Here is a 16,300-nt window from a genome sequence, read left to right on the forward strand (position 1 = left end):
GGGGTATGGTAAGTGATAGAACTTCTATGCTCTTTTCTTTGCTTCTTTAATTCATACAGCAGTACTTAGAAATAACAACGATCAAAGTAGTGCTTTGAAAGTTTCTCAACATTTGCACTGAGAAACTCAAAATAATGAAGGGTAGAAAATGGATGTGTCAGGCCAACTAAACTCAGAAAGGGTCGACTCGAGTTCACGAAAAATTCGTAGTTTTTCCTGCTATGAAAAATCTGACGAAGTATTTCACTCAGACCAGTCTCACATTGTTGTCGTTCACAATGGTCAGCTTCGAGTTCAAACAGGTGATTGCACAATCGATGTTGCTGCAGAAAATGGGGTATTTCTATCTCAAGGGGATTACTTGTTAGAGTACTCTCCGCTAGATGGGGCATACAAAGCGTCGATTATTGCTTACGACAATGAACTCGTTAGTCAGTTGCTGCAAAAACACAGTGATCTCTTGATGATGCTGCCTAAGGTAGACAAAGTTTGTTCTGGTTTGTTTACTTTTGGTTTGAACATACTCGTTGAACAAGTGCTTTCTAGCATGCAGACGCTTGAGCAACAAGCGTACCCTGATGCCATTATGTGCCTAAAATACGAAGAACTACTCATTCTCTTGCTACACAGCAAAGGAGGAGAATCACTGTATGCGTTGCTGTCACAACAAACAAACCGTACGTCGGAACGGTTACGTCGATTTATGGAACAGCATTACTTAAAAGAATGGAAGTTGACAGACTACGCGCAGGAGTTTGGTGCCAGCTTAACCACTTTTAAAGAGCTTTTTAATGAGCACTATGGCATTTCTCCAAGAGCTTGGATCAGTGAGCGTCGACTACTGCATGCTCATAAACTGCTGTTGACGAGCAAGATGAGCATCGTAGATGTGGCGATGGAGGCAGGGTTTTCCAGTCAGTCTTACTTTACGCAGAGTTACCGTCGTCGTTTTGGAACGACCCCAAGCCGCGTACGTTCGGGAGACGATCAAGTGGCTATCGCGAAATGAAATGACTTGGGACTAAAATTTTCTGACTAATTTTGAAAGTCACTCACCAGTGTAAATTCTATTATGTATCGTGTAACAACGAACGATTAAAAATTATTACATCTCTTTCTTTCTGGATTGTTCGAAAGGGGTGCGGAGACGAACATAAATGAAAAAGCAGCATTGGCGACGCCGTTCGCTTTTTCCAGACAGCATAGTGACACAGCGGAAAGTGACTGTTTTACAAAGAGGAGCTCGTTATGAAAGCGCCTCGAAACCTACGCAGGATCTCAATGTTGTGCACGTCAATCACCGACAATTGTTGAGTGAAGGCGTCATAAATTATGAGCAGTTATCTTTACTTCAACGCTTGTTGGATAGAAATGTCGTCGATAGCCTATGCGCTAGCCAGTTAGTTAAAACGTATCAAAAACTTGGTGCTTCGATAGACCGGTTTGCCATGCGTTTATTTTTGGAAATTGGATCGCAGCTCAGTGATAGCAGCACAATCACAACGTTCGAACAAAGGCTGGACTACATCAACTCTCGTCTGGGCTTTCGCTTTAATTTGGCTGTCCCAAAAACGTTGATGCTTTGTTTCCATTTATCACTCAACGAGTGGATTAACCGACAAGTCGATCAAAGTGCTCTTCATGCTTCGATTAAAGTTGAACAACTTATCAATCAACTCGATATTCAGAAGGAATATTGGTCGAAGCTATCAGGGGAAGACACCAGTGCCGTCTTTGTTCAACAGCAACTCGATCTTATTAAGAGCCAGCAGCATCAACTTAAAAAGCAACTTGGGACGTTAAGCGAACAACAGTTGCAAGTGATTGAATGTCATCGTTTGTTAATTGAGAAGTGGCAACCGTCTTTAGACGAGCTGAAAGGGTTCGCGGAGTACACCTCTACAACCGAACAATTTATTTCTGAGTGGAAAAATTGGTGTTCGGAAGTGCGACTTGAAGCCCCCGAGCTGAACGAAGTTTGGGATGCATGCGATGTGGTTTACAACGACCAAAATGCGGTTGCGAAAGTATGGCAATGGTTCAAGAACATGCAAACTGTTGGTGATATCGATCACTACTATTTTGATACTCAAAGTGGTCAGTGCGGCCAGGCTTGCAATCACCTCAGCCAGATCTAAATAGGGCGTTAAATGTTAGATAAGATGATGAAATCTTTAGCGGAAGCGCTAAAGGTAGGGGATTTTATTGCCTCAGAAAATGGTTCTTACAACATCGAGGTTGACCAGTTATCACTGACCATCAAGCAACATGCGTCATGGATTTTATGGGAAGCGACGTTACCCTTCCAGTTTAAAGAGCATCTAGATTATCAACAAGAACAAGCGTTACAACGTTGCATGCAGCTCTCATTAAAAACCATTCGTGCGGATGGCGGCGTACTGACAACCAATGATGATCAGCAATTGATTTTGCAAAGTAAAGTACGGGTTGAGGACTGTTCGGTGGAACGGTTCTCTGCTTTGCTTTCTAAGCACGTCAATCTATGTGAGCGTTACATTGCATTATTGGAACAAGAACGTGTGAACCACACAATCAACCATACAGTGTGGTTACCATGATGCTAAAAATCTTTCCCAACATTAGACGTGCTGCAACAAAGGCATTGTTATGCGCAGTGAGTGTTGTTCCTTTGGGATATGCGCAAGCAACAGACTTACACTGGCCCGAACAACCGTTCCGCTACTATGCAGATAATGACTCATTAAAAGAGTTGTTGAATAACTTCGGTGCAAATTATCGTGTCTCGGTTTCTGTTAGTGACAAAGTCAACGATCGAGTGAATGGGCGTTTTACCCCTGAAGATCCGGCGGAATTCCTCGATTACTTATCGCAAGTGTACAACTTGATGTGGTATTTCGATGGAGCCGTCTTACATGTCTATAAGGCGACAGAAACTCGCTCACGTTTACTTCAATTGGAATTACTTACGGCTAGAGAGCTACGCAGTACGTTAATTTCCACCGGCGTTTGGGATTCTCGTTATGGTTGGAGAGCTGCTGAGAGCAAAGGGTTAGTCTATCTTGCGGGTCCTCCACGTTATGTCGACTTAGTGGTACAAACGGCGGAGGCATTGGAAACGCGCTTGCTGCAGAAATCGAATTCAACCGACGAATTATTCGTTGAGATAATTCCTTTGAAGTACGCTTCTGCAACGGATAGAGAAATTGCATATCGCGATCAGACAATTACGGTCCCTGGTATCGCATCGGTGTTAAAACGGGTCGTGTCTGGTGTTCAAACTCAAGTGACGAGTGCGTCTAGCAAAGAAGTTACCAGTTCAGATAAGCCTGTAAAAAGTAATAAAACCGCCTCAGTTCATGGTGGTGCAACAGTTGAAGCAGAGCCGGGCCTTAATGCGATTATCGTTCGTGATACTCAAGCACGATTACCGCTCTATCGTAAACTGGTCGCGCAATTAGACCAGCCGCAATCAAGAATTGAAGTCGCGCTATCGATTGTCGATATCAGTGCCAACGATTTAAGTCAGTTAGGCGTTGATTGGCGAGCGGGAGTGTCTGTCGGAAACAACCGCATTGTCGATATCAAAACAACAGGTGATGTGAATTCGGGGGATGTGACGCTCGGCAGTGGACAGAACTTTAAGTCCTTGCTTGATTCAACCAACCTAAATTACTTGCTGGCTCAAATTCGTTTATTGGAATCCAAAGGCAGTGCTCAAGTGGTTTCAAGACCAACATTGTTAACTCAGGAAAATGTCGAAGCGGTACTGAACAACAGCAGCACTTTTTACGTCAAGCTGGTTGGTAAAGAAACCGCAGCGCTGGAAGAGGTCACATATGGCACGTTACTGAGAATTGTCCCACGTATCGTTGGTGATAGATTTGCTGCACGACCTGAAATTAACCTGAGCCTTCATCTCGAAGACGGTGCAAAGATCGCTGATGGTGGCGTCGATGATCTTCCTTCCGTTCGTAAAACTGAAATCAGCACCTTAGCGACGGTTAAACAAGGGCAAAGCTTACTTATCGGTGGTGTGTACCGAGATGAAGTGAGCCATCAGTTACGTAAAGTGCCATTGCTAGGAGACATCCCATATTTAGGCGCGCTGTTTAGAAGTAATACCAACACTAAGCGCCGCACAGTACGAATGTTTATTTTAGAACCTCGAATTGTTGTGGATGGTATTGGCGATAGTGTGTTGATTGGCAACGAATATGACTTGCGACCAAGTATCGGCAAGCTTAACAACATCTCCAACAATAGCGCTGAATTTAAATCGGTAGTGGAAGTATATAGCTGCACATCGAGGGTTCAAGCCGAGCGCTATCAACAAGACTTATTGTCACAGCAAAAGTCGTCTCAATTAACGCAGTGCCAATTACCAACAGGGCAAAAGGGTTGGCGGGTGAAAGTATTGGAATGTGATGACTCACAAAGTGAGTGTGTGCGCCCTTCAGAGGAGTCTTAACCGCGATGCAGCAATGGAAAATTCGTATTTTATCAGGCGTGCATACCGGAGTAGAAGTCACCTTACCTGAAGGTGCTCTCGTGCTTGGCAGTGACGACTTTATTGCTGATCTTGTACTGTCTGATGCTGGGGTCGAAGCGAACCATTTCACCCTCGTTTGCCAGCAAGACTCGGTCATTTTACGAGGTTGCGAAGAGGCAAATATTAACAGTGAAGACATCGCTGTTGCAGGTGATGGTATCGAGTTGTCACGCCATGCTGTTGTCTCGGTCGGCGTTGTGAAGTTCGCTCTGGGATACGCGGAAGATGCGTTAATTGTGAGTAACGTCAGCGACGAATCTAGCCAACAGAATACACCTGTGGTTGCTGTGCAACGCTCTAGCTGGAAAAAAACAACGCTCATCGCTTTGCTTTGTAGTTTTGTCCCGAGTGTCATTTTTGCCGGTATGTGGTACAGCCAAGCTAACGGAAACAACAATGAAATTGTTACAGAAGCAGAACCCATTGTTTTGGTACGTAACATCTTAGGCGAGCTCAAACTTAGCGACGTTCGCGTGGAATGGAATGCCGCCGCACGCCAAGCAGTCCTAGAGGGCTATGTTGAAGACCGAACACAGAAACTCGATCTGCTTGGTCGAATTGATGTATTGGGCATCAATTACAAAAGTGACTTAAGAACGATGGAAGAAATCCGTCGCGGGGTTCGATTTATTTTGCGCAACCTCGGCTATCACCAAGTGAAAGTCGAAAATGGCGATGAGACCGGCACACTGCTGCTGACGGGCTATATCGATGATGCAAGCCGCTGGAACCAAGTTGAACAAATCTTGGAGCGAGACGTGCCGGGTCTTATTGCGTGGAAGGTTGAACTGCAGCGAGCGGGTGCCTACATGGATACGCTAAAAGCGTTATTGACGGATGCGGAGTTACTGAAAAAAGTCCAGTTGGTCACCAGCGGTGATCGCATCGAAGTTCGTGGTGAGCTTGATGATATCGAAACGACTCGATTTTACGGTGTGACCCGAGACTTCCGGGAACAATATGGTGAGAAACCGTACTTAGTTTTGAAATCCATACCTAAGGTGAGTAAAGGCACCAACATCGATTTCCCGTTTCGTAGCGTTAACTTTGGCCAGGTTCCATATGTGATTCTGACCGATAACGTTCGCTATATGGTCGGTGCAAGAACGCCTCAGGGCTACCGAATATCCAGTGTTACACCTGCTGGTATTGAGTTGGTTAAAGGCGGGCGGGTGATAACAATAGAACTTGGATATGAAGGCGAGACGAACAATGACAAATCTTGAACAAATTTTAAATAACGACACAAACGGTGCGGAAGTGCACAAGATTAAGAGCAAGCTCTTAGAAGCACAAGCGGTGGTGAAACGTCAGTTGGATTTAGGGTGCTCACCACAGCAGTACCAATTGCTACTCAAACAGTATGAAGCTTACACAGCCGCCCATGCGGTCGTTGAATCATACGAAGCTAACTAAAAAATACGAGGAAGTCTTATGTCATTTTACGATGCTAGTAACAGTGTAAACCTTGATGATGTTAAAGCTAAGTTAGAACAACAAGCGAAAGATGCCAACACAGAAGTGACGGCAGCCATCAAGAACCTAGAAACCAATGCCGATGATCCATCAAAGCTTGCCGAGCTTCAGCACGCGATCAACAAATGGTCTGTTGTTTACAATATCAATGCGACCACCACTCGTGCGATTAAAGATGTGATGCAGTCGATTCTCCAGAAGGTGTAAAGCATGGAACGAGAAACGCGCCAACTGCTGGCTGAAATCGCGCTGATGGCAACAGGTATGCATCGTCATCAAGAAGCCAACACGATTGCAGATGGCCTTGAAGCAAGCTCAGGTTCTGAAGAGACCGTTGCGATGATTCGTGCAATGAGCCTCATGAATAAAGGCTTGTATGAAGAGGCTCATCAATTACTCGAACCACTTTGTAATGCCTATCCAGATCTGATCAGCTTAGCGGCTCTTGCTTCTGCCAAAGCCGGTTTACTGAGCAAAGCGGAAAGCTGGGTAAAACTTGCGTCACAAGGAAGCGAAGAAAGCCAAGCATTTGCTGCGAGCTTTTCTCAGGACATTAGGAATCTTGGATGATCATTGATTCAAGTAACCTAAGTCTTCAACACCAATCTTTGCGTCAGTTGGAGTCGCGCCATTATGAGCGGAGCGATGAAGACAAGATGAAAGCACTCATGGAGCGAAGTGACAAGCAAGAGCAAGTTTCACATGTTTCTCCAAAAGAGACGCTAGAGAAAACAGAAGCCAAACTGGCGGAGATTAAAGCGTGGTACGAATCATTAAAAGACGCAGAGGTTGTCAGTAAACAAAGTGTCTTATCATCGTTAAATGAAGCGTTTTCCGACCCTCAAGTTAAACGAGAGGCAATGTGGTACGCCTTTCATGAGGCGAAGAGTGCAAAAGGCAACGAGCAGCCACAATCTGATGTGTTAAAGGTGTTGAAGCAGGAGTTACTAGGGAATTTTTCGGGACAGCTTATTGCCGAACCACCTGCTGATAAAACAGCACTAAAAGCAATGCTAGCGCAGCATTTTCCACTGGGTGCCCAGAAAGAACAAGCCTTATGGCATTGCTGGGCAGAGTTGAAGTCGTTACCTGATATGGCATCAACACTGGACATGGTTCGTGATGAACTTAGCTTCATGATCCAAAAAAATGCGATGGTGAAAAACATCATGACTCACAGTCACAAGTTAGATTTATCTTAGGAGTACATATGATAAACACGCAGTACACCGAGGTGATGCAAACCAACATTGATAAGTTACAGGATGCGCAAGTCGAAGACGGTTTAAGCGAACGTTTTGAGCAAGCCATGTCGGTTCCCGAGGCAAGTAATGGCCTGGAGGGAGGTTTGCTAGAAAACATCAGCGAGTTGAAAAACACTATCGATAACGCGAAAAGTAACCTGCAAGACAACATGAAGATGGTGGGTGATGATCCGGCGCAATTACTGCAAATGCAGTGGGCGCTGACACGCATTACTTTTCAAGAAGAGCTGATCGCGAAAACCGTGGGTAAAACCACACAAAACGTAGAAACCTTATTGAAGGCACAATAGTGATGATGAATAAAATGAGAGCAGTTTTCATCATGCTCACGTTGTTTCTGGTAGGTTGTCAGACCGAGTTATACACCAACGTTACTCAGAAAGAGGGTAATGAGATGTTGTCGATCTTACTATCCGAAGGTGTCGTTGCAACAAAAGAACCTGACAAAGACAACACCGTCAAGTTAATGGTAGACAGTTCTCAAATCGCCTTCGCGGTAGATGCGCTAAAGCGAAAAGGTTATCCAAGAGAGCAGTTTTCCACACTGAAAGAAGTGTTTCCCAAAGACGATTTGATCTCGTCACCATTAGCAGAACGAGCACGTTTGGTATACGCGAAATCTCAAGAGCTCTCCTCAACCTTATCTCAGATTGATGGCGTGCTAGTGGCACGTGTTCATGTTGTTTTGGAAGATCAAGATCTGCGTCCAGGAGAGCGTCCAACTCCAGCTTCTGCCTCCGTATTTATTAAACACGCAGCAGATATTGCGCTTGATTCATATGTTCCGCAGATCAAATTATTAGTGAACAATAGCATTGAGGGGCTGAACTACGATCGAATCAGCGTAGTGATGGTACCCTCATCAGAGGTTCGAGTTGCTACTCAAAACAATCAATTTAAAAGCATTTTGTCGGTTCAGGTCACCAAAGAGACGGCGAATAATCTTATCGCCATTTTGGTGTTCTTGGTAGCGGCACTCATCGGCTCGAATATCGCTACTTTTACATGGTGTCGTAGGAACACGAAGCGTGGTTAAACCAGAAACACCACTCGCGCAGGTACAACACCAGTTTAACTATGCGCCTTGCCAGTACATCCATAGAAGTTGGATAGAGCAAAAGCAGCCTTGGTTACTAAATATCGAAGGCTGGAGAGATAACCCCATGTTTAACCAATGGTGCATCAATGAGTGGGCGTTATCTCCCGTTCCTGAGACGGCTTTTAACAAACCTTGCCATAGCTTGGCGTTGCTCCCAGCGGATGCGTTGAACCAACTCGTATTGATGGTGGGCGGAGCTTTACATTGTGTGGCAATGCGAGGCGTTGTTTTAAAACGCCCGAAACAGGTTCTGAACAACGTTTTTGGTTTGGAAGGCGCTCGGTTCTTAATTCAAAACGGGCCTATGCTGTTATCCAACTGGCCGCAAGGCTGGCAGCGTTCGTTACCAGAACTATTGGATGAAAGGTCTGTTGAAGCAAGTATGAGGGCGCTGGGATATTTTTGGATGAGGTTTATTTTGATTAACTCACCGGAAGATGTTGTTCTTCGTTGGCAATTCAAATTAGAAAAGCAACTTAGCGAAAACGCAGAAACAGCTAACTGGTTGGAAGCGGATCAACGAGATCTGGCGTATCGACTCACAAAAAAAATCGCAAAACAGGTTATTCCTCAATGGTTTCATTTGTTGAAATAAAAACAGACAATTTGCAGCTGGCACCTGGCTTAAAGGTGCTGAAAGCGAAAGATTATGCCAGTTATCTGGATTCGCAACACTTAGTTGAAGCCGCGAACTCCAAAGCTGAAAGCATCATTGCTAATGCCCAACAAGCCTACGAAACCGAAAAACAACGTGGTTATCAAGATGGCCTTGCACAAGCCAAGATTGAAAATGCGCAAACGATGGTTGAAACCTTAGCACGTTGTAATGACTACTATCAGCAAGTCGAAGAAAAAATGACAGGTGTGGTGTTAGAAGCAGTACGTAAGATCATCGATACCTTCGATGATGTCGATACCACGGTGAGTGTAGTTCGAGAAGCGTTGCAACTGGTGAGTAACCAAAAGCAGGTCATTTTACATGTCCACCCAGAGCAGGTTGTTGAGGTGAGAGAAAAGGTGGCTGGTGTATTAAGTGATTTCCCTGAAGTCGGTTACGTTGACGTGGTAGCAGATGCGCGCTTGAAAAATGGAGGCTGCATTTTGGAAACAGAAGTTGGGATCATCGACGCCAGTATTGATGGACAGCTGCATGCATTAAAGCAAGCAATGGTGAAGCAGCTCAGCGAGCGTAAAATTACGATTCATGAATAAACCTCAAAAACTCAGCACTTGCTGAGTTTTTTCATTTTAATGCCTTTAAACAAAAAAAATCCGACCATTTCTAAAATATTCACTGCCATAAATCCTTAAGAATACACCTAAGAAAGCTGCTTAGTTGATAAGTGTTGCAACTAAGCAGCGCCTCTAAAACAACAAAAATAGGATTATTTAGTCGAATGGCTAATGGATTTATAACTTCTTTACTGACAGATTTTGCCAGCCGCTGCCAATTGGAGCCGTTGGTTTTTGATGAGGATGATTGTTGCCATCTACTCGTTGAGCAAAACACAGCAATCACAATTCGTGCACAAGAAGATCGTGTGACGCTTATCGGGCTGATTTCAGGTAATAAACCGAGTGCTGATATTTTGCATCAACATATGAAAGATGCCTTAACGCAAGGCTCTCCAGCGGTATTCTGGGAGGCAGAAACGGGATACATCGGTTTCATACACCTGCACCAGCAACTGTTAACTGCTTCTTTTCTTGATGAATCATTAGCGAATTTCATCGAATGGCTAAAAAGTGCGAACACGCAAAAAGTAACCAATAAAACAACCGAAGTCCCGGTAACGAGTACTACTCATTTTTCCACATTAAGGGTTTAAAACATGATCAGTTTTGGAAGTGTTAGCGCGTTGCAGGCCGCCATGCCGCAAGCTCGTAACGAGATACTTAACGAAGGTAAGCTGAGTATTGGTGGCAAAGAATACCAAATCAACGCAGCGACCCAAGAATTTACTCGCGCCAATCCTACGAATGGTGCAGTAGCGCGATTTTTTGAAGCGACAGGAAAACTGTTTCGCGAAGGTAGCCCACAATCGGTAGCGAAAGCCCTTACAAAAGCCGTATTTGATAATGAGCAAGGACAAGCTCAGCGTTTACAAGCTGCTTCTTCTGTTGAGCATGGACAAATGTTCTTCAAAGATGGAAGCATAAAAACCGCATCAGATGTCTTAAATGCCTTTGGGAAGTTAGACAGTAAATCAGTTCAGTCGAACTCTGCTGAGCTAAACCAGTTAGCAGAGCGAGCGATGACAGAGGCAATGTTAGAAACCGATTCTGGTAAAAACCTCACATCACTGATTGACGAAAGTGCAGCGAAGTCGCTTGCTGGACGTGTAGTAAAAGACTACGGCGGTGGTGTATCTGCAGCGCAGAAAAACCCGGCAGGTAGCATTAATCAAATGCAAGCGGTGTTTGATATGGAGGTGATGCATCTTAAATCGGCGCAACGTCATATCGAAGGTCTAGCAAGCACCGATCTAAGCCAAGGTGTATACGCTGAAGGACTGGCAGAGGACGCGTTTAACAAAAGTGGCGTAACCAATAATGTTGAAAGAGCTACGGCGTGGATCATTAATGCTTCTAACTCTAAAGGAAACGATGCCGAAAATATTACGTCTTTACTGAAAGAATACGCGTCTAATGGTAAAGACTTATTGAATATGGAAAACCTAAAAGAGCTACACGCTCGATTGGTGCCTAATGTTGAGCGTGATTACCGAGGGCCAAATATTTCGGGTGGCACTTTGCCGTCAAGTATTGGCGGTGAGGGCATGTTAAAGCAGCACATTGAAGGCTTTTTGAAAGAGAACCCTGTAGAAGATAAAGACTTAGGTAAACATTTGTTCGCCGGAGTTATCGGGTACCATGGCTTTACCGATGGAAATGGTCGCATGGGGCGCATGCTATACGCGATAGCAGAACTTCGTAACGACTCGTTCAATCCTTTAGCTATGGATGCAGAAAATAGCCTTCACGGTATTAAGTGATTTTCTACTTCTATTTAATTTTCGGAGCGGCGATTGCCGCTCTTTTATTTTCCAGCTTAACCTTAATTTTTCTTCTCAATAAAACGGCTAATAGCAATAAAAATGAGACGTTGAAATAAAGTGTCGGTTTCTATCTCGCCATAAAATCTCTTTTATCCTTATTCGCTTATTTAAATGAGCCGTTATACCCAAGTGGCTTCGCTGCAATAAATATATCGATGTCACTTAGTTATAATAAATTAGACAGGACACAACATGGATACAGGAAATATTAATATGCTTCTCTCTGAGCTAGGAGAAGTGCTGAACCTTGAGCACGTGACAGCGTATGACGATCAAATGTGGTCACTGCATTTTGCTGAAAACAACAGTGTCGATGTTCTGCTCGTAGAGGAAAAAGGCGAGTTATTGATTTCCAAAAACCTGCTTATAGAACAAGATGATATTACGCTAGATAAACTTCAAGTTTTACTTGAATACAACTTCTTGTATCGAGAAACAGGTGGTGTGCAGTTTTGTGTGAATCCAACACGCAAAGACGTTGTTCTTCAAGTTGCTATCGCGGCTGGAAGTGAACTCACCAACATTGCTAACTTAATCATTCAGTTGAATGAATTAGTTGATACTTGGGTACAGTTATTTCAAAACAACACGGTTGTAGATTTTAGCCAAACAGACGTACACGCATTTATTCAAGTTTAAGGCATCACACATGGTCAATATTAATACATCGCACATGCACTCGTTGAGTCAGTTAACGTCACATTTGGCGACACAAAATCAAGCTGACGACAAAGAGGTTCGAGCACACAACGGCAAAGATATTTTTGTTAAAGAGGGTGCACCAAAAAATAAAAGTATCAGCGCGCGTATTAGCCACCAGAATAAAGCGAAAGATATTGTAGTGAGCCTGCTTACTAAGCAGGGTATTCCTAAAGATGTTGCGAAGCTCATGCTGAAAAATGTGTTGAATGGTGAAAACAAGTTAACGCTTGGGAGTCTGAAAAATCTTGAGAGATTGTCGTCTGGTCCTAGCTCAAATTGGCCAACTGCACAAACGGCAGCCTCTTCTTCCAAAACCAATAAAGCTTCATCGAGTGTCGCGCTTATCAGCGAACATAAAGCCAACCTTCAAAAGCTTGGTGATTTTGCCTGTACGGACTTAAATACGTTCGGTGTTAAGGGGTCACAGTTTTATGAAACAAAAGGAAAGCCACGACTAAAAGAGCTTCACGCGGATCAAGCGCGAATCATGCAAGATCACAGAGCGACGATGTCCGCAAACGGAGTTCAAGCTGCAGCACAAAGAGGAACCGCACCGCAATTAAGCACTCTACAGAACATTGCTAAGGCAGTACAAACCGCGAAAGCCGGCTGCTGTACTACATTTGCCTTTGCTGCCGCCGCTGAGATGATTCAAGGCATGTCAGGAACACCTGAAAGTGAACCCAAAGTAGAAGTGGTTGCGTTTAAAAAGGGTCATTCAGGTACACACCTTTATGTACTGGTTGGTCGACAAGAGGGGAGCGACATAAAAGATCCATCAACGTGGAGTAAGGATGTGAAAATTGTTGACCCGTGGGCGACATCTGCATTCGGTGCACCAATGTTTGGAGATGCACAACGACCACCTGTTTCGAATATGTTCCCGCCAACAGAAGTCATTTTTGATAGCCATAAACTGGGTTAGTCACTCTGCAAAAGAAGTGAGCAAATACATCATGCTAAGCATCTAACCTTTATTGAAAGAGCAGCTCTGAGCTGCTCTTTTTTATTACTCTGGCAACTCGATTTTAGAGCGAGATTTCTGCGGAAAACCTCACAATGAAGGCGAAAAAGTGACAAAAATAAAGCCATTACCGACATCGTTCAATCTGCAATCGTTGTTCAATAGAGTTATTGAAACAAAAGGAAAAAGTTATGAACACGATTCAACAACTGCTCTTGGAGTTTTGCCAACTCAATGAGTTGCCCGAACTGAATTTTGAAGAAAATGAACGTTGTCAGCTACTGGTCGATGATCGCTACATGTTGTATTTCATCGCTACAGATACGGATGATTTGATGCTGTCTGTAACGTTCGGAGGGTTAGAAAAATCCGGTGAACAACGACTAAAAGGTTTAGAGCTTCTTGCTCATGCTAACTATCAAGGAATAGGTAGTGGCAGCCTCGCACTTGCTTTGGCTCCAAACGGTCGACAGCTTGTCTTAGCAGGACGTAAACCCGTTGAGCATCTAAATACGACGAACCTTACCGCTTGGTTTCACGAAGTTATTGAACAGGCCGAGCTGTGGCAAGCGCGTTTCGCAATGTTGGATCAAGCGATTCCAACCACCTCTAATCATGAACAAGCTCATGTTCAATCACTTCGTGTGTAGGAGAGAAAAATGGTTAATACAACACAAAAAATCAGCCAAAGCCCAGTACCTGATCTAGAACAGTTTCGTGCAGTTGCTGCGCAAAAAGATGATCGAGTGATCAGTAAAAGAGGTGAAGTAAAAGAACCTTCCACATTCCACAAAGGTCATAAGTTTGCTTCTATTCACGAAGGCGTATTGAGAAGCAAATACACTAAGTTTTTCCAAGAAAACATCAAAACTCACCTTGATTTAAAGCAGGCGCTACTTAAGCAAGAAAAACCTGAGGTTGCGCTGTTGGCTTACTCCCTAGTGAGTCCTTCAGGCTATCGCGGTGAGCCACTTACTGAGCGTAAAATCTTAGAAGTTGTCAGCCTATTGGATGAAATAAAAGTGAGCAGCGATGCGTACCAGCAGCTTAAAAATACGTTTGATGCGATCAGCAAAGATCCGCGTATGCAGGTGAGTTTAGAAGCCCAGTATCCAGGAAAAATGGATGGCTTCGCTGCTGAACTGTTACAGATGGGCAAAGAAAAGCTAAAAGGTTCTGGTGTGAACGCCGTTATTAACTTGGCATTACCTGGCGTTGGCTTATTGATTTCTACAGGTCGAGAGCTGCACAAAGCGGCCGTAAATGGTGATGCTGAGGCTTACCATCATCAGTTAGAACAAATTTCACAGCTGCCAGGGCGAGATCAACGTCTTTCTATGCCGATGCAGCAAACCTTGGCTCAAGGTCATGCGATACTGTCGGCTGAAGGTGGCATTGGAGCTACGTTAGGTATGGCTACGGGGAGCCTGGGCACGTTCGGTGTTAGCTCTGTAGCAACGGTGGGCGTCACACCGATAGCAAAAGAGGCAATCGGTTCTGCGGCAACGACTGCTATCATGAGTGGTGGTGGTTTTGTTGCGAACCAAGCTGGAGCATACGGACTAAATACAGAAGTCAAAGAACAACTCATGCAAGGTGAGATGTCTGGTGTTTTACCAAGGCTTGAAGTTTCTAATGCCAAAGGAGACTTTACCTTTAGTATGCAAGATCCGGCTTCTGTCCGCGCATTAATGGCGTACCTTGGTCCTAAGGAGAATACTGAAATGACTTCTCCTCAAGCGCCTAAAGAAGCACAAGAGATGGAAGCCGCTCGATTAACACTGAAAAAGATGTTGGGTTCAGAGCCAAGTGAGCACTTGGTTCCTGACGTAGATTCTATCTTGAAGCTAAGCCCAGAGGATGCACCAAGTAAAACCGAGTCTATTGCTAACGGGGCGTTTAAAAAACTGTTAGGAGAAGATTGGGATTGGCTCATGCCAGCTGTTCGAGCGATTGATAAAGGGGAAGCAAGTAAAATAAACGAAAAGCTAACCTACAAGCTCCCCCTAGATGCAGCAAACGGACGAGTTTATCTTGATAAATGCCCAAACCTGAGTGACGTCCAGTTAGATGCGCTAGAAAAACTAGGCTCACCAAGTCAATTGCGATTGATGTACTTGGCTGAAGGCTGGGTGTAATTTCAAATGGTAAAGTAGGGGGTAGGTGCTGCTCCTTACTTTATCTACCGTCAGCGTTCCTTTTTGGGGCTGGCTCATGTCCATTGAATTTAACTTTTCGACTGAAGAAACAAACACACAAGTGTCAACGTTATACCAACCCAACCAATGAAAGAAATTTCTTCCCCAACAATCGCAACTGCTAGTGCTGCTGCGATAACAGGTTCAAATAGCGTGAGTATGCTAGCTCCACTGGCTGTAACAAACCGTAGCCCAAACCCAAAAGCGACGTAACCTAACCCCATTGGAATCAAGGCCATGTAGAGCATGACCGTCGTATTAGTTGATGATGCAAATAGATTATCGCCCGTGATGAAAAGTGTTGGTAGAAGCAAAACTCCACCAATACCAAAAACACTTCCCATGACCGTTTGCGATTCAATGCCGTGGTCAATCATAGTCTTTACTCCCCATGAGTAAATGGCGTACGTCAAACCTGCCAATAGGCCAAGTAATACACCCCAATGCTTCATATCATGATCAAATAAGCTATTTGCGGATGACTCAGAAGCCAACAACAAGGTAATGCCAATGACCCCGATTGCGAAACTCATCATCCAGCGCTTGGTTATGGTCTGATTTCGGCTAAAGAGACACTCTAACAAAGCAGAAAAGAAAGGTGCAGTGGAGATAGAAACAACCGTACCAATAGCCACACCGGCGAATCGCATTGATGAATAAAAAGCCAGTGGGTAGGTGGCTAAGGCGATAATACTAACCAGTAACGTTTTCTTCTTATGTACGACTTTTCGAAAATCTCTCTTCAGTGACTTCGCAGACAGACATGCTTGCATAAATCCACCAATACCCATAGAAAATGCGCCAATGGCGAGAGCACTGACATCCGGTGCCAAGCTGGCAGCGGTGCCCGTCGTTCCCCACAGGGTTGAAGCAAAAAGTATGGATAAAGTTCCTAATTGATAGTCGGTGAAATGTTTTTTTAACACTGTAATTTCTACCTAGTGAATGGCTGTTTTAGGGTAGAAAGAATAAAAGAAAGCGATAGAGATTTTTGTGCTGAAAAGAC

At 44.2% G+C, this 16,300-nt stretch carries 20 protein-coding genes; 19 read left to right on the forward strand and 1 reads right to left on the reverse strand.

Annotated elements, in window-relative coordinates; genetic code table 11:
- Positions 1–148: 148 nt before the first annotated feature.
- The 19 genes from R7P69_RS20245 to R7P69_RS20335 all read left to right on the forward strand — a co-directional run bounded on the left by R7P69_RS20245 (position 149) and on the right by R7P69_RS20335 (position 15,234).
- Positions 149–1,009: an AraC family transcriptional regulator gene (locus R7P69_RS20245; RefSeq protein ID WP_005377191.1), complete on the forward strand. Its 861-nt coding sequence runs from the start codon at positions 149–151 to the stop codon at positions 1,007–1,009.
- A 148-nt stretch (positions 1,010–1,157) separates the two neighbouring features.
- Positions 1,158–2,138 (forward strand): T3SS regulon anti-activator ExsD domain-containing protein, encoded by a 981-nt coding sequence (locus R7P69_RS20250; protein WP_005377193.1) that lies wholly within the window; start codon positions 1,158–1,160, stop codon positions 2,136–2,138.
- Between the two features lie 12 nt (positions 2,139–2,150).
- Positions 2,151–2,579, forward strand: coding sequence for a YscB family type III secretion system chaperone (locus tag R7P69_RS20255; protein ID WP_238951954.1), 429 nt, complete (start codon positions 2,151–2,153; stop codon positions 2,577–2,579).
- Positions 2,576–4,450, forward strand: a complete 1,875-nt coding sequence (gene sctC / locus R7P69_RS20260) for a type III secretion system outer membrane ring subunit SctC (protein ID WP_238939336.1) — start codon at positions 2,576–2,578, stop codon at positions 4,448–4,450. The genes R7P69_RS20255 and sctC overlap by 4 nt, the downstream gene beginning before the upstream one ends.
- A 5-nt stretch (positions 4,451–4,455) precedes the next feature.
- Positions 4,456–5,757 carry a type III secretion system inner membrane ring subunit SctD gene (gene sctD / locus R7P69_RS20265; RefSeq protein ID WP_005377197.1) on the forward strand — a complete coding sequence of 434 codons (1,302 nt, stop codon included), beginning with the start codon at positions 4,456–4,458 and terminating at the stop codon, positions 5,755–5,757.
- Complete coding sequence (locus R7P69_RS20270) at positions 5,744–5,947, forward strand: EscE/YscE/SsaE family type III secretion system needle protein co-chaperone (protein WP_005377198.1); 204 nt, start codon at positions 5,744–5,746, stop codon at positions 5,945–5,947. The genes sctD and R7P69_RS20270 overlap by 14 nt, the downstream gene beginning before the upstream one ends.
- 18 nt (positions 5,948–5,965) lie before the next feature.
- The gene (sctF, locus tag R7P69_RS20275) at positions 5,966–6,214 is read left to right on the forward strand and encodes a type III secretion system needle filament subunit SctF (RefSeq protein ID WP_005377199.1); all 249 of its coding nucleotides are present in this window, start codon (positions 5,966–5,968) and stop codon (positions 6,212–6,214) included.
- Positions 6,215–6,217: 3 nt separating this feature from the next.
- A complete protein-coding gene (locus R7P69_RS20280; RefSeq protein WP_170893413.1) occupies positions 6,218–6,577 on the forward strand; it encodes a YscG family type III secretion system chaperone in 360 nt (119 codons plus the stop codon).
- Complete coding sequence (locus R7P69_RS20285; protein ID WP_238951953.1) at positions 6,574–7,209, forward strand: YopR family T3SS polymerization control protein; 636 nt, start codon at positions 6,574–6,576, stop codon at positions 7,207–7,209. The genes R7P69_RS20280 and R7P69_RS20285 overlap by 4 nt, the downstream gene beginning before the upstream one ends.
- Before the next feature lie 8 nt (positions 7,210–7,217).
- The gene (sctI, locus tag R7P69_RS20290; protein WP_005387149.1) at positions 7,218–7,562 is read left to right on the forward strand and encodes a type III secretion system inner rod subunit SctI; all 345 of its coding nucleotides are present in this window, start codon (positions 7,218–7,220) and stop codon (positions 7,560–7,562) included.
- Positions 7,562–8,308: a type III secretion system inner membrane ring lipoprotein SctJ gene (gene sctJ / locus R7P69_RS20295; protein WP_086012989.1), complete on the forward strand. Its 747-nt coding sequence runs from the start codon at positions 7,562–7,564 to the stop codon at positions 8,306–8,308. Before sctI ends, sctJ begins: the two co-directional genes overlap by 1 nt.
- A complete protein-coding gene (gene vscK / locus R7P69_RS20300; RefSeq protein WP_238951951.1) occupies positions 8,301–8,966 on the forward strand; it encodes a SctK family type III secretion system sorting platform protein VscK in 666 nt (221 codons plus the stop codon). Before sctJ ends, vscK begins: the two co-directional genes overlap by 8 nt.
- A complete protein-coding gene (locus R7P69_RS20305; RefSeq protein ID WP_005387146.1) occupies positions 8,945–9,583 on the forward strand; it encodes an HrpE/YscL family type III secretion apparatus protein in 639 nt (212 codons plus the stop codon). Before vscK ends, R7P69_RS20305 begins: the two co-directional genes overlap by 22 nt.
- Positions 9,584–9,768: 185 nt before the next feature.
- Positions 9,769–10,200 (forward strand): CesT family type III secretion system chaperone, encoded by a 432-nt coding sequence (locus R7P69_RS20310; RefSeq protein WP_213886834.1) that lies wholly within the window; start codon positions 9,769–9,771, stop codon positions 10,198–10,200.
- A gap of 3 nt (positions 10,201–10,203) precedes the next feature.
- Positions 10,204–11,367, forward strand: coding sequence for a VopS family T3SS effector adenosine monophosphate-protein transferase (locus tag R7P69_RS20315; protein WP_238951950.1), 1,164 nt, complete (start codon positions 10,204–10,206; stop codon positions 11,365–11,367).
- A gap of 255 nt (positions 11,368–11,622) precedes the next feature.
- Complete coding sequence (locus R7P69_RS20320; protein ID WP_318121672.1) at positions 11,623–12,069, forward strand: type III secretion system chaperone; 447 nt, start codon at positions 11,623–11,625, stop codon at positions 12,067–12,069.
- A gap of 10 nt (positions 12,070–12,079) precedes the next feature.
- Entirely contained in the window at positions 12,080–13,057 is a 978-nt protein-coding gene (gene vopR / locus R7P69_RS20325) for a type III secretion system effector VopR (RefSeq protein WP_238951948.1), read from the forward strand.
- A gap of 230 nt (positions 13,058–13,287) precedes the next feature.
- Positions 13,288–13,746 (forward strand): CesT family type III secretion system chaperone, encoded by a 459-nt coding sequence (locus R7P69_RS20330; RefSeq protein WP_005387141.1) that lies wholly within the window; start codon positions 13,288–13,290, stop codon positions 13,744–13,746.
- A 9-nt stretch (positions 13,747–13,755) separates the two neighbouring features.
- On the forward strand, positions 13,756–15,234 hold the full coding sequence (locus R7P69_RS20335) for a CesT family type III secretion system chaperone (protein ID WP_238951947.1): 1,479 nt from the start codon (positions 13,756–13,758) through the stop codon (positions 15,232–15,234).
- Positions 15,235–15,323: 89 nt separating this feature from the next.
- Here R7P69_RS20335 and R7P69_RS20340 read toward each other — a convergent pair whose 3' ends face one another.
- Positions 15,324–16,226, reverse strand: a complete 903-nt coding sequence (locus R7P69_RS20340; RefSeq protein WP_411978697.1) for a DMT family transporter — start codon at positions 16,224–16,226, stop codon at positions 15,324–15,326.
- Between the last annotated feature and the right edge of the window lie 74 nt (positions 16,227–16,300).

The organism is Vibrio sp. 661, assembly GCF_033339315.1.
Taxonomy (GTDB): Bacteria; Pseudomonadota; Gammaproteobacteria; order Enterobacterales; family Vibrionaceae; genus Vibrio; species Vibrio alginolyticus.

What these genes read in the sequence shown, in the direction of transcription:
- sctD (WP_005377197.1), top strand. Translation starts at nt 4,456, where the DNA reads ATGCAGCAATGGAAAATTCGTATTTTATCAGGCGTGCATACCGGAGTA.
- R7P69_RS20255 (WP_238951954.1), top strand. Translation starts at nt 2,151, where the DNA reads ATGTTAGATAAGATGATGAAATCTTTAGCGGAAGCGCTAAAGGTAGGG.
- R7P69_RS20305 (WP_005387146.1), top strand. Translation starts at nt 8,945, where the DNA reads ATGGTTTCATTTGTTGAAATAAAAACAGACAATTTGCAGCTGGCACCT.
- sctI (WP_005387149.1), top strand. Translation starts at nt 7,218, where the DNA reads ATGATAAACACGCAGTACACCGAGGTGATGCAAACCAACATTGATAAG.
- R7P69_RS20245 (WP_005377191.1), top strand. Translation starts at nt 149, where the DNA reads ATGGATGTGTCAGGCCAACTAAACTCAGAAAGGGTCGACTCGAGTTCA.
- R7P69_RS20335 (WP_238951947.1), top strand. Translation starts at nt 13,756, where the DNA reads ATGGTTAATACAACACAAAAAATCAGCCAAAGCCCAGTACCTGATCTA.
- sctF (WP_005377199.1), top strand. Translation starts at nt 5,966, where the DNA reads ATGTCATTTTACGATGCTAGTAACAGTGTAAACCTTGATGATGTTAAA.
- sctC (WP_238939336.1), top strand. Translation starts at nt 2,576, where the DNA reads ATGATGCTAAAAATCTTTCCCAACATTAGACGTGCTGCAACAAAGGCA.
- R7P69_RS20320 (WP_318121672.1), top strand. Translation starts at nt 11,623, where the DNA reads ATGGATACAGGAAATATTAATATGCTTCTCTCTGAGCTAGGAGAAGTG.
- R7P69_RS20315 (WP_238951950.1), top strand. Translation starts at nt 10,204, where the DNA reads ATGATCAGTTTTGGAAGTGTTAGCGCGTTGCAGGCCGCCATGCCGCAA.
- R7P69_RS20280 (WP_170893413.1), top strand. Translation starts at nt 6,218, where the DNA reads ATGGAACGAGAAACGCGCCAACTGCTGGCTGAAATCGCGCTGATGGCA.
- R7P69_RS20330 (WP_005387141.1), top strand. Translation starts at nt 13,288, where the DNA reads ATGAACACGATTCAACAACTGCTCTTGGAGTTTTGCCAACTCAATGAG.
- vopR (WP_238951948.1), top strand. Translation starts at nt 12,080, where the DNA reads ATGGTCAATATTAATACATCGCACATGCACTCGTTGAGTCAGTTAACG.
- R7P69_RS20250 (WP_005377193.1), top strand. Translation starts at nt 1,158, where the DNA reads ATGAAAAAGCAGCATTGGCGACGCCGTTCGCTTTTTCCAGACAGCATA.
- R7P69_RS20285 (WP_238951953.1), top strand. Translation starts at nt 6,574, where the DNA reads ATGATCATTGATTCAAGTAACCTAAGTCTTCAACACCAATCTTTGCGT.
- R7P69_RS20270 (WP_005377198.1), top strand. Translation starts at nt 5,744, where the DNA reads ATGACAAATCTTGAACAAATTTTAAATAACGACACAAACGGTGCGGAA.
- R7P69_RS20310 (WP_213886834.1), top strand. Translation starts at nt 9,769, where the DNA reads ATGGCTAATGGATTTATAACTTCTTTACTGACAGATTTTGCCAGCCGC.